We start from the raw sequence: 11476 nt of genomic DNA, 5'->3' as shown, positions 1-11476 counted from the left end.
CCGGAAGGTGAACCCTGTGAAACATTTTCATCGCCTGCTGACGCTGACCGCCGCGCTCGTGCTGGCCGGTTGCGCCACCGCGCTGCCGCCCTTGCCGGCGTCGGTGCCCACGCCGCCGCAGTTCAAGGAACAGCCGCGCCAGAACGAACACTGGACCATCGCCCAACCCGCCGAAGCGCAGGCCCGGGGCACCTGGTGGAAGGCGTTCAACGACCCGGTGCTCGACGACCTGGCCGAACGCGCCGCCGCCGGCAACACCAGCATCCACGAAGCCGCGGCCCGCCTGGCCCAGGCGCGCTCGCTGGTGCGCGGCGCGCAGGCCGATCGCCTGCCGCAGATCGGTGTGGGCGCCGACGCCTCGCGCGGCGCCGGTGCCAACACCGCCAACGGCACCACGCCGGCCACGCTGCTGCAGGCCGGCGTCAACCTTTCCTACGAGCTCGACCTGTTCGGGCGCCTGGCGGGGGCGCGCGACGCGGCCGCGCTGGACGCGCAATCGCGCGAAGCCCTGCTGCAGAGCACGCGCCTGCTGGTGCAGGCCGAGGTGGCCCAGACCTACCTGGCGCTGCGCGCGGTGGACACCGAGCGCACCCTGGTGCAGGACACCGCCGCCGCCTATGCGGACACGCTGCGCCTCACGCAGCGCCGCTTCGAGGCCGGCGACGTGGCCGAGCTGGACGTGATCCGCATCCAGACCGAGCTGGCCGCCACCGAGGCCGAGGGGTTCGCGCTCGGCCGCAGCCGCGCCGAACTCGAACACGCGCTGGCCGTGCTGGTGGGCGAGCCGGCCTCCGGCTTCGCGCTGGCGCCCGCCGACGGTGCCCGGGTGCTGCCCGTGATCCCGGCCGGCGTGCCCGGCACCGTGCTCACCCGCCGGCCCGACGTGGCCGCCGCGCAGGCCGCGCTGCTGGCCGCCCAGGCCCGCGTGGGCGTGGCGCAGGCGGCGTGGTTCCCCAGCGTGTCGCTCACGGCGGCCGCGGGTTATGCCTCGCCCGACCTCGGCGACCTGTTCAAGTGGTCGGCGCGCGCCTGGGGCGTGGGCGCGCTGCTGTCGATGCCGCTGTTCGACGGCGGCCGGCGCGAGGCCGGTGTGCAGGGCGCGCAGGCGCAGCTCGACGCCGCCGCCGCGAGCTACCGCGGCCAGGTGCTCACGGCCTTCCGCGAGGTCGAAGACCAGCTCTCCGCCCTGCGCTGGCTGCAGGACCAGTCCCTGGCCCAGGGCCGCGCGGTCAGCGCCGCGCAGCGCGCCAGCGCGATCTCGGAAACGCGCTACCGCAACGGCCTGGTGAGCCAGCTCGAATTGCTCGACGCGCGCCGCAACGAGCTGATCAACCGGCGGCAGGCCCAGCGCGTGGAGGCCGCCCAGCAGCAGGCCACGGTGCGGCTCATCCGCGCCATCGGCGGCGGCTGGGAGGCGGGCGCCCCCGCCCGGGGCGCCTGAGCGACCTCGGCGGCGGGCCGGGGCCGGCACAATAGGGCATGCCGTCCCCGTCCGAGACCCTCCGCCGCCTCTGGCAGCCGCACCGTGGCCTGTTCTGGCTCATGGTCGGCCTGCAGCTGCTGTCGTCCTGCATCGTGCTGTTCGTGCAGCTCACCGACCCGCCCGACGCGCTGCGCCTCGTGCTCGGTCTGATGGCGCTGACCGATTCGCTGCTGGCCTGGTGGCTCACGGTGCGCCTGTGGCGCGAGTCGGCCCCTGCCACCCCTTCCTAGGAGATGCCCGTGTTCGAAGCCCTGCTGATCACCCGACCCGAGTCGGGCTACCGCTGCGAACTCACGCAGCTCGACGAGGCGCAACTGCCCGCCAGCGGCGACGTGACGGTGCGCGTGGACTGCTCCACCATCAACTACAAGGACGGCCTGGCCATCACCGGAAAATCGCCCGTGGTGCGCAGCTTCCCCATGGTGCCCGGCATCGACTTCGCCGGCTCGGTGACGCAGAGCGACCACCCGAAATGGAAGGCCGGCGACCGCGTGCTGCTCAACGGCTTCGGCGTGGGTGAGACGCACTGGGGCGGGCTGTCGCAGATGGCGCGCGTCAAGGGCGACTGGCTGGTGGCCCTGCCCGACACGCTGAGCGAGCGCGACGCCATGTCGCTGGGCACGGCCGGCTACACCGCCATGCTGTGCGTGCAGGCGCTGCAGAAACACTGGGCCGACGCGGGCGTGGCCGCCGGCAGCGGCGAGGTGCTGGTGACCGGCGCGGGTGGTGGCGTGGGCAGCGTGGCGATCTCGCTGCTGGCCGGTCTGGGCCACACCGTGGTGGCCTCCACCGGCCGGCCGCAGGAAGCCGACTACCTGAAATCGCTGGGCGCGGCCAGCGTGATCGACCGCAACGACCTGAGCGCGCCGGGCAAACCGCTGCAGAAGGAGCGCTGGATCGGCGTGGTGGATTCGGTGGGCAGCCACACCCTGGCCAACGCCTGCGCCAGCACACGCTACGGCGGCGCGGTGGCGGCCTGCGGCCTGGCCCAGGGCATGGACCTGCCCGCGAGCGTGGCGCCGTTCATCCTGCGCGGCATCACGCTTTACGGCATCGACAGTGTGATGGCGCCCATGGCGAAACGCGAGGCCGCGTGGGACGCGCTCGCGAAGACGATCAACCGCGAACAGCTGGCGTCGATCACGACAGAGATCGCGCTGCCCGACGCGATCGCCGCCGGCAGCCAGATCCTGGCCGGCCAGGTGCGCGGGCGCCTGGTGGTGAAGCTCAAGGCCTGAGCTTCATCGCGGCGGCACCACCTGGCGGTAGGCGTGCCAGGTGGCGTGGCCCACCACCGGGCCGACGACGATCAGACCCAGGAACCAGGGCAGCATGGCCAGCAGCACCAGCAGCGTGATCAGCGCGCCCCACCAGGCCATCACGCCCGGGTTCTGCAGGCAGGCGCGGATGCTGGTGAGCGCGGCCGAGATCGCATCGACCTCGCGGTCCAGGATCATGGGGATCGAGACCGCGCTGGTGACGAAGATCAGGCCCGCGAACACACCGCCCACCAGGGTGTAGGTGATCAGGAACTCCAGGTTCTCGCGCGCCAGCAGCTGCGAGAGCAGGTTGGCGGTGTCGGGCAGGGTGCTGAAGCTGACCGCGAACACCACCAGCGAGGCGCGGCCCCACAGCATCTCCAGGATGAGCAGCACGCCCGCGAAGATCGCGATCGAGCCCTTGGTCTGCTCCCAGGCCAGCAGCGAGTCCGGCAGCGAGGGCTCGCGGCCTTCCTGCAGCGCGCGGCTCACGTGGTACAGGCCCAGGCACAGGAACGGCCCCAGCAGCAGGAAGCCGGCCGAGAGCGCCAGCACATAGGCCGGCGCGGCGCGGAACACCGCCATGAGCGCGTGCCCCATGAGGAAAAAACACAGGCCGTAGAACAGGCCGACGCGGCTGCGCAGGAAATCGCGCCAGCCCAGGCGCAGCCAGCGCAGCGGGTCGCCGGCGTTCAGCTCGGCCAGTCGCAGCTCGAACACCGACGGCGGTGGCGGTGGGGATTCTTCGGTCATGGCTTGTCTCCTCGGGAATGGCGCGCCACCTCGTGGGTGGGTGGCTGGTGCGCGGGAACGGTGGCGGGTCGGTGCAGCGGATCGGCTCAGCTGAGCGCGTGGCTTCGCAGGTGCAGCGCCAGCCCGGCGTCGAAGGCGTGCGTGTGCTTGGCGAACCACGAACCCAGTTCGCGCGCGATCTGGCGCACGGTCCCGAGCTGGCCGCCGCGGACCTGTCCCAGGCCCTCGCGCAGCAGGTTGAGCACCACGCGGTGCGCCAGCGCGTGCGCGTCCGCCTGGCCGTGGCCGGTCTCGCGCATCCAGCTGTCTTCCTGGCCGAAATGCGTGGCCACGTGCGACACCAGCTCGGCCCAGGCCTGCGGCAGCTCCGCGTCGCTGGCGGTCTGCGCGCGGGCCAGCCGCGCCATGAGTTCGCGGTTCATGTTGTCCAGCGGGTCGAAGTCCAGCCAGAGGGCTTCGGTCCATTGCGCGGTGCTTTCCATCGGGTGCTGCTCCTTGGGGCCCAAGCTTGGCAGCGGCGGCGCGCCGGCGCCTTGATCCAGCGCAAACGCGCGCCACGCCAAGGCCCGACAGGCCGTGGGCCTGCTGGCGCGCCGCTACACTGGGCGGCCATATGACCAGCGAATTCCAGCCCCCTTATGTGCCGCTGTCCGATGTGCACAGCGCCTTGAAAACCACCGGCTTCGCCTTGCTGAGCGCCGAGGCCGTGGGCGAGTGGCTCGCCGCGCGGCCGGTGGACCTGGCCGGGCTGCACACCGGCTGGAACCAGCTGCCGCCCGACGCCTACCTGAAGGACGGCGGGCGCTACCGCAGCCGCCGCCACAGCTGCTTCGTGGTGGACGACGACCGCGTGCGGCAGGTGCCGCACCGCGCGCACTGGCAGCCGCTGGAGTACAACGCCCTGCACGGCGGCATGCAGCGCTGGTTCGAACCCATGGAGCCCGCCACGGTGGCGCAGCCGGTGTGGAGCCGCCTGCTGGCCCGGCTGGGCGAGGCCGCCAGCGCGCTGCGCGGCGCGCAGCCCTGGAGCGTGGAGGCCCACGTGTTCCGCATCGACACCACCGACGGCATCGGCCGGCCCACGCCCGAAGGCGCGCACCGCGACGGTGTGGACCTGGTGGCCGTGTTCATGGTGGACCGCCACGCCATCAAGGGCGGCGAGAGCCGCGTGTTCGAAGCCAACGGCCCGAGCGGCCAGCGCTTCACGCTGCGCGAGCCGTGGTCGCTGCTGCTGCTCGACGACGCGCGCGTGATCCACGAGAGCACGCCGATCCAGCCGCTGGAAGGCGATGCCCTCGGCTGGCGCGATACGCTGGTCGTGACCTACCGCAGCGGGGCCTTCCAGGGCGACGCCTCAGCCTGACGGCGGCGGTTCGTAGGCGCGGATCGGCGGCAGCGGTCCGTCGAAACGCTCGACCTGAACCGTGCTGAGCTGGCCCGCGCAGCCCTGGGCCAGCGACGAGGTGCCGATGTCCCGGGTGAGCACATTGGGGTTGCCGTGCGCGCACATCGGCCGGCCCTGGGCATCCTGCACGGGGTCGTACCAGGCGCCGGTGGGCAGCTGAATCACGTCTTCGCGCATGTCGGCGCACAGGCGCGCGCTGGCCAGGCAGGCCCCGATCTCGTTGAAGAGGCGCACGGTGTCGCCCTCGCGGATGCCGCGCGCGGTGGCCGCGGCCGGGTGCAGGGTGCACACCTCGCGGCCCTGGCGCTTGGTGGACTGGCTGTGGGCGCCGAAGTCGAGCTGGCTGTGCAGCTTGGAATGCGGCTGGTTGGCCACCAGCCACAGCGGGTGGGCCGCATCGGGCGCGAAGCTCGGGGGCAGCCAGGCCGGGTGGCCGGGGCAGTCCACGTAACCGAAGCCGGCCACCACGGGTGAGCTGATCTGCACCTTGCCGCTGGGCGTGGCGAGCTTCGCGCCCTCGGGGTCGTGGCGGAAGGCGCGCAGGATGCCGCCATCGTCGTCCTTCTGCGGCAGCAGGAGCTCGCCGCGTTGCCAGAAGGTCTCGAAGTCCGGTGCCTCCTGGCCCATGGCTTCGAGCCCGGCGCGCGTGCGCTCGTAGAGGTGCACCAGCCATTGGCGCGTGTTCCGGCCTTCGCTGAAAGCCTGCAGGCCGCCCAGGCGCCCGGCCAGGTCGCAGAAGATGTCGTAGTCGTCGCGCGCCAGGCCATGGGGTTCGGCGATGCGGTGCATGGCGACCACCAGCGGGTCGGTGGGGGTCGCGCCGATGTCTTCGCGCTCCAGCGTCATGGTGCAAGGCAGCACGATGTCGGCGTGGCGCGCGGTTGCGGTCCAGGCGATCTCGTGCACGACGAAGGTGTCGAGCGTGCGGAAGGCGTCGGCCAGGCGCTTGAGGTCCTGGTGGTGGTGGAAGGGGTTGCCACCGGCCCAGTAGGCCAGGCGGATGTGCGGGTAGGTGCGGCGCTGGCCGTTGTAGTCGAAGGGCTGGCCCGGGTGCAGCAGCATGTCGCTGATGCGCGCCACCGGAATGAAGGCCTTCACGCCGTTGTCGCCCTGCGGCAGCGCGGCGGCGGGCACCGCGTTGTTGCGCTTGCCATAGTGCGCCAGCGTGCCCAGCGCGTAGTTGTAGCCCCCGCCGGGCAGGCCGAGCTGGCCCAGCGCGGCCGCGAGCACCGCCCCCATCCAGACCGGTTGTTCGCCGTGCTGCGAGCGCTGCAGCGAATGCGCCACCACCACGAGCACGCGCTGGCCAACCAGCGCGCGCGCCAGGTCGACCAGTTGCTGCTCGGGCAGGCCGCAGATCGGCGCGGCCCAGGCGCAGCTCTTGGGCACGCCGTCGCCGCGGCCCATCAGGTAGTCCTCGAAGGCTTCCCAGCCGTCGCAGTATCGATCGATGAAGGCGCGGTCGTGCGCGCCGTCGCTCACGATCTGGTGCACCAGGGCCAGCATCAGCGCGGTGTCGGTGCCGGGCACGGCGGGCAGCCAGTCGAACGCCGCCTCGTCGGGCAGGTCGCTCTTGAGCGGGCTGATGGAGACGAAGCGGCAACCGCGCGCGGCGGCCGCGCGCATGGACTCGCGCTCGATGTGCCGGCTGATGCCGCCCGAGGCCACGCGCGAATTTTTCAGCGCCATGCCACCGAAGGCCAGCACCACGTCGGTGTGTTCGACGATCTGCTCCCAGGTGACGTTGCGCCGCGCCACTTCCTCCATGGTGCCGATGACGTGCGGCAGCATCGGGCCCGAGGCGCCGGCGCTGTAGCTGTTCACCGAGCGCACGTAACCGCCCAGGGTGGTGTTCAGGAAGCGGTGGACCTGGCTTTGCGCGTGGTGGAAGCGCCCCGCGCTCGACCAGCCGTAGGAGCCGCCGAAGATGGCCTCGCAGCCGTGGGCCTGCTGCACGCGCCGCAGTTCGTCCGCGAGCCGGTCCAGCACCTCGTTCCAGGCCATGGGCACGAAACGGTCGTCGCCGCGCCGCGCGTCGGGCCCCGGGCCGTTCTCGAGCCAGCCGCGCCGCACCATCGGCGTGGTGACGCGGGCGCGGTGGTGCAGGGCGGTCTTGAAGTTGTCGATCAGCGGGTTCGGGTCGGGGTCGCCCGCGTGGGGCCGCACGACGAGTTCGCCGTTCTGCCAACCGGCGGAGAAGACACCCCAGTGGGCGCTGTGCGGGCGCAGGGCGATGTCGGGCTCAGATGAAAACGAGGAGGGCAAAGACACTATTCCGCCTTGAGGTTGCCGCGCTCCACGCCGCGCTTGTAGTTGGCGATGTCTTTCAGCACGAAGTCGCGGAAGGCCGCCCCGGTCAGGGACGACGCCTGGGCGCCGTCCGCGCTGTAGACGCGCTGCACCTCGGGCGCCTGCATGGCCTGTTTCACGGACCGGGTGATCTTGTCGATGACGGGCTGCGGCGTGCCTTTGGGCGCGGCCAGACCGTACCACTGCGTCATCACCACGTCGATGCCCGACTCCTTGAGCGTGGGCACCTGGGGCATGCTGGGGATGCGCTTGTCGGTGCTGACCGCGAGCAGGCGCAGCTTGCCGCCGTTGATGGCGCCCATGAGCGGCGTGTAGGGCGCGAAGAAGCTGTCGACCAGGCCGCCCATGAGGTCGGTCATGACCGGGCCCGAGCCTTTGTAGGGCACGTGCAGGATGTCCAGGCCCCCTTGCTGCTTGACCATCTCCATCACGATCTGCGCGGCACCGCCCGTGCCGGTGGAGGCGTAGGTCATCTTGCCGCCCTTGGCGGTGGCGATGTAGTCCTGGATGGTCTTGATGGGGGAGTCGCCACGGACCACCAGGCCATAGGGCGTTTCCACCAGCTGGCTGACGAACACGAAGTCGTCGGGCACCTTGTAGGGCAGGTTGGTGCGGATTGCCGGCGCGCTGCCCACGTTGCCGCTCATGGCGAGCAGCAGGGTGTAACCATCGGGCTTGGCCTGCGTCATCAGTTCGGCGGCGATGTTGCCGCCCGCCCCGGGCCGGTTCTCGACCACGATGGGTTTGCCGATGTGTTTGCCCAGCTCGTTGGCGATGGTGCGCCCATAGAGGTCGCCCCCGCCCCCGGGTGGGAAGCCGATCAGCAGGCGGATCGGCTGATCCGGGTACTGGGCCGAGGCCACGGCGGCGAGGCCCATGAGCCCGGCCGCCACGATCGCGCGGGCGCCGCGGCGCAGCAGGGGTGTGAGGTGCATGAAGGTCTCCAGTCTGTTCTTGTGGGGTGTGTTCTTACGCTGCGCCCGTGGCAATCGGGGCGCCCGGCTGGGCGCTCCATTCGCTCCACGAGCCGGGGTAGAGCGCCGCGCCGCGCAGCCCGGCGACCTCCATGGCCAGCAGGTTGTGGCAGGCGGTCACGCCGGAGCCGCACTGGTTGACCAGTTGCGCCGCCGGCCGGCTCCCGGTGATGGCGTCGAATTCCTGGCGCAGCTGCGCGGCCGGTTTGAAGCGGCCGTCCGCACCCAGGTTGTCCTTGAACAGCCGGTTGCGCGCGCCGGGGATGTGCCCGCCGATCGGGTCCATGGTTTCGTTCTCGCCGCGAAAGCGGTCCGGCGCGCGCGCGTCCAGCACCAGCCGCTCGGCGCTGTCGATGTTGGCCTTGACCTCGTCGTACGACACCGTGGTGACCAGCGAGGGTTTCAGGCGGAAGCTGCCCGGGGCGGGCGCGCCCGGCGCGTCCGGCGCGTCCTGGCTCAGCGCGTGGCCCGCCGCTTTCCAGGCGGCGATGCCGCCGTCGAGCACCGCCACGGCCGGGTGGCCGGCCCAGCGCAGCATCCACCACAGGCGCGCCGCGTACATGCCGCCGGCGTTGTCGTACGCGACCACCTGCGTGTCCGCATCGAGCCCGAGGGCGGCCATGGCCGCGGCGAAGGTCTCGCGGCTGGGCAGCGGGTGGCGGCCGTTGCGGCCGGTCTTCGCGGTGGACAGCACCTGGTCCAGGTGCACGTAGCGCGCGCCCGGGAGGTGCCCGCTGTCGTAGGCGCGCTGGCCGGCTTGCGGGTCGGTGAGTTCGAAACTGCAGTCCAGCACCATCAGCGGTGCGCCGCTCTTCTGGGCGGCCGCGAGTTCGTCGGCGGAGATCAGGGTGTCGAAGGTGATCATGAAGCGGGTGCCCTTACTTGCTGGAGATTTCCTTGAGCAGGGCCGGCGTGAGCGCGGCCTTGTAGCGCGCGATGTCTTCGAGGATGAAGCCGCGGAACGCGTCCATGGGCAGGTTGCGCTCGGTGGCGGCGTCGCGGCGGATGGCGTCGCGCACTTCCGGTGTGGCGAGCGCGCGGCTCAGGTGGTCCGACAGGTGCTTGACCACGGCCTCGGGCGTGCCTGCTGGCGCGACCAGGCCGTACCACTGCGTCACCGGCACGTTCACGCCGAGCTCCTTGAAGGTCGGCACATCGGGGATGGCCGGGTTGCGCTTGTCGCCGGTGATGGCCAGCAGCCGCAGCTGGCCCTGGCGCACCTGGTTCACCAGCGGCGAGGCGGTGGCGAAGAAGCTGTCGACCTGGCCGCCCAGCATGTCCGTGAGGGCCGGGCCGGAACCCCGGTAGGCCACGTGCAGCATCTCCACGCCGGCCTCCTTGACCACCATCTCCATGCCCATGTGCGCGGCCGCGCCGGCGCCGGTGGAGGCGAAGCTGAGCTTCTGCGTCTTGGCCGCGTCCAGCAGCTCGCGCGCCGTCTTGAAGCGCGAACCGTGCGCGACGAACAGGCCGTGCGGCGCTTCCAGGATCATGCCGATGGGCGCGAAGTCTTCGGGCACCTTGTAGGGAATGCTCTGCGGCCGGGTGGCCGGCGCCACCGCGAGGTTGCCGCTCATGGCCAGCAGCAGGGTGTAGCCGTCGGGCTTGGCCTTGGCCACCAGGTCGGCGGCGATGTTGCCGCCCGCGCCGGTGCGGTTGTCGGCCACGACCGTCTGGCCCAGGCTCTTGCTCAGCGCGTTGGCGATCAGCCGGCCGTAGAGGTCGCCACCGCCACCGGGCGGGAACCCGATCACCAGCTTGATGGGCTGGTCGGGGTAGGCCGCGAAGGCCGGTGCGGCCGCGCCCAGGCCGAGCGAGAGCGCGAGGGCCAGCACGGTGCGGCGGCGAAGGGCTTTGAGGGCAGGGTGGTTCATCGGTTGGTCTCCATTGTTGTGGGGGAAGGAAGCAGCTGCGCCGCAGGCAGAGAATCTCAGTCCCGCAGCCAGGGCTGCTGCTGGGCCACCACGCGGTCCACCGTGGCGCCGCATTGGCCGAGGTACTGCAGCGGGTCGGTGAAGTCGCGGATCTCGTCGTCGCTCAGCAGCTTGGAGAGGCCTTCGTGCTGGCGCATGGCGTCGGCGAAGTCGAGCCGGGACGTGATGCCGTGCATGGAGGCCTCGTAGATCCACTCGTGGGCCGTCTGCTTGCCCACGCGCTCGGAGAGCTCCAGCATCACGCGCTCGGACAGCAGGTAGCCGCGCATCTTGTCGAGGTTGGCCGCCATCACGTCCGCGTTGACCTTCAGGCCGGCCAGCAGGTTCCTGGCCTGGAACAGCATGGCGCCGGCGATCAGGCAGCACTCGGGCAGGGCCTTCCATTCCATCTTCCAGGCGATGCCGTCGCGCTCGCTTTCCTGCACCATGCCCTCGACCATCATGGCGGCGTTGTAGCGCAGCGGGCGCGAGAGGCCGGCCAGGTTTTCGGCGGAGGTGGGGTTGCGCTTGTGCGGCATGGTCGACGAGCCCAGCTTGCCGTCGGAGAAGCCTTCTTCCACCTCGCCGAATTCGTTGCGCTGCATGTTGAACAGCTCGTTGCCGATCTTGGAGAGCGTGGCGCCCAGCATGGCCAGCAGGTTGGCGTACTCGGTGAAGCGGTCGCGCGCGGGCGCCCAGCTGATGGCGGGTGTGCCCAGGCCCAGCTTGGTGAGCATGAGCTGTTCGAGCTCCTGTGCCTTGGGGCCCAACGAGGCTTGGCTGCCCACGGCGCCGGCCAGCATGCCGACCAGCACGCGTGGCGCGGCCTGCACCAGGCGCTCGTGGTGGCGCCCGAGCTCGTCGAGCCAGATCGCGCATTTGTGGCCGAAGGTGATGGGCAGGGCCTGCACGCCGTGGGTGCGGCCGGCCATGGGCACGTCCCGGTGCGTCACGGCCAGGCGGGCCAGCTCCTGGCCGACCGCCTTCAGGTCGCGCAGCGCCACGGCGTGGAACTCCTTGAGCTGCAGGGCCACGCCAGTGTCGACCACGTCCTGCGTGGTCGCGCCGTAGTGCACCCATTCGCCGTTGTCCTTGCTGCAGCGGGCCTGCAGCTGCTTGAGCGCCGGCACCAGCGAATGCTTGATGCGGCGGATCTCGGCCGACATGGTGGCGATGTCGATGTGCTCGACCCGCGCCTGCTGCGCGATCTCCTGTGCGGCGGCGGCCGGGATGAGGCCCAGCTCGGCCTGGGCGGCGGCCAGGGCGGCCTCGAAGTCGAGCCACTTCTGGATGCGGTTCTCTTCGCCGAAGATGCGGCGCAGCTCATTGGTGCCCCAGAGGTGCTGGAGCGATTGCATGTCGAAGACGGAAACGGGCAT

Annotated in this window: 11 protein-coding genes; 4 read left to right on the top strand and 7 right to left on the bottom strand. The window is 71.3% G+C overall.

Annotated elements, in window-relative coordinates:
* The first annotated feature begins 16 nt into the window (after nt 1–16).
* Genes AC1Q9M_RS12135 through acuI form a run of 3 tightly spaced genes read left to right on the top strand, consistent with a single transcriptional unit; the run spans nt 17 to nt 2721 of the window.
* Nucleotides 17–1441 carry an efflux transporter outer membrane subunit gene (locus AC1Q9M_RS12135; RefSeq protein ID WP_444687100.1) on the top strand — a complete coding sequence of 475 codons (1425 nt, stop codon included), beginning with the start codon at nt 17–19 and terminating at the stop codon, nt 1439–1441.
* A 38-nt stretch (nt 1442–1479) separates the two neighbouring features.
* Nucleotides 1480–1713, top strand: a complete 234-nt coding sequence (locus AC1Q9M_RS12130; protein ID WP_382320994.1) for a hypothetical protein — start codon at nt 1480–1482, stop codon at nt 1711–1713.
* Nucleotides 1714–1716: 3 nt separating this feature from the next.
* Nucleotides 1717–2721 (top strand): acrylyl-CoA reductase (NADPH), encoded by a 1005-nt coding sequence (gene acuI, locus AC1Q9M_RS12125; RefSeq protein ID WP_492433979.1) that lies wholly within the window; start codon nt 1717–1719, stop codon nt 2719–2721.
* Between the two features lie 3 nt (nt 2722–2724).
* Here the strand turns inward: acuI and AC1Q9M_RS12120 are convergent, their stop codons facing one another.
* Both AC1Q9M_RS12120 and AC1Q9M_RS12115 read right to left on the bottom strand, forming a co-directional pair.
* On the bottom strand, nt 2725–3495 hold the full coding sequence (locus AC1Q9M_RS12120; RefSeq protein WP_492433977.1) for a DUF2189 domain-containing protein: 771 nt from the start codon (nt 3493–3495) through the stop codon (nt 2725–2727).
* Nucleotides 3496–3581: 86 nt separating this feature from the next.
* Nucleotides 3582–3977, bottom strand: coding sequence for a bacteriohemerythrin (locus AC1Q9M_RS12115; protein WP_492433975.1), 396 nt, complete (start codon nt 3975–3977; stop codon nt 3582–3584).
* A 131-nt stretch (nt 3978–4108) separates the two neighbouring features.
* Between AC1Q9M_RS12115 and AC1Q9M_RS12110 the strand changes: the two genes are divergently transcribed.
* On the top strand, nt 4109–4858 hold the full coding sequence (locus AC1Q9M_RS12110; protein WP_492433973.1) for a 2OG-Fe dioxygenase family protein: 750 nt from the start codon (nt 4109–4111) through the stop codon (nt 4856–4858).
* On the opposite strand, the gene AC1Q9M_RS12105 is transcribed toward AC1Q9M_RS12110, so the two are convergent.
* The 5 genes from AC1Q9M_RS12105 to purB are packed head-to-tail and all read right to left on the bottom strand — an operon-like array spanning nt 4850 to nt 11476.
* Nucleotides 4850–7171 carry a molybdopterin-dependent oxidoreductase gene (locus tag AC1Q9M_RS12105; RefSeq protein WP_492433971.1) on the bottom strand — a complete coding sequence of 774 codons (2322 nt, stop codon included), beginning with the start codon at nt 7169–7171 and terminating at the stop codon, nt 4850–4852. The genes AC1Q9M_RS12110 and AC1Q9M_RS12105 overlap by 9 nt on opposite strands.
* Complete coding sequence (locus AC1Q9M_RS12100) at nt 7171–8145, bottom strand: Bug family tripartite tricarboxylate transporter substrate binding protein (RefSeq protein WP_492433969.1); 975 nt, start codon at nt 8143–8145, stop codon at nt 7171–7173. The genes AC1Q9M_RS12105 and AC1Q9M_RS12100 overlap by 1 nt, the downstream gene beginning before the upstream one ends.
* A 34-nt stretch (nt 8146–8179) precedes the next feature.
* The gene (locus AC1Q9M_RS12095; protein WP_492433967.1) at nt 8180–9049 is read right to left on the bottom strand and encodes a sulfurtransferase; all 870 of its coding nucleotides are present in this window, start codon (nt 9047–9049) and stop codon (nt 8180–8182) included.
* Nucleotides 9050–9062: 13 nt separating this feature from the next.
* Nucleotides 9063–10058, bottom strand: a complete 996-nt coding sequence (locus AC1Q9M_RS12090) for a tripartite tricarboxylate transporter substrate binding protein (protein WP_492433965.1) — start codon at nt 10056–10058, stop codon at nt 9063–9065.
* A gap of 56 nt (nt 10059–10114) precedes the next feature.
* Nucleotides 10115–11476, bottom strand: a complete 1362-nt coding sequence (purB, locus tag AC1Q9M_RS12085) for an adenylosuccinate lyase (protein ID WP_492433963.1) — start codon at nt 11474–11476, stop codon at nt 10115–10117.

It is taken from the genome of Hydrogenophaga sp. GW823-FHT04C09 (assembly GCF_058796355.1).
Note: the sequence above shows the minus strand (reverse complement) of the source record. Positions and strands in the feature narration are given on the sequence as shown.